The sequence below is a fragment of the Pseudomonas sp. F220 genome, from assembly GCF_057813935.1.
The window spans coordinates 1-292 of record NZ_JBVASJ010000173.1; the positions used below are offsets into that span (position 1 = coordinate 1).

At 56.2% G+C, this 292-nt stretch carries 1 pseudogene; it reads left to right on the plus strand.

Annotated features, from left to right (window positions below):
• Positions 1 to 68: 68 nt before the first annotated feature.
• Positions 69 to 292, plus strand: a pseudogene (locus tag ACZYSM_RS29515) (ABC transporter permease); the annotation flags it as partial.

Consider the following 292-nt stretch of genomic DNA (forward strand, 5'->3'; position numbering starts at 1 on the left):
GTCCCACGGTGCGCAAGAATTACGCCAGCGCGCCAGGCAATGGGCACAACAGGTCGAGGTGCTGGGCTATATGGTTTGATCGTTTACTCCAGGGCTTCATCGACACCTTTCTGATGGTCGGCGTGTCATCGCTGATCGCATTGTTGGCGGGCATTCCGCTGGCGGTGATTCTGGTCACCAGTTCCAAGGGCGGAATTTATGAAGCGCCGGTGCTGAACCGGGCACTGGGCGCTTTCGTCAACTTGTTCCTTTCGATCCCGTTTCTGATTTTGATGGTCGCGCTGATTCCCTT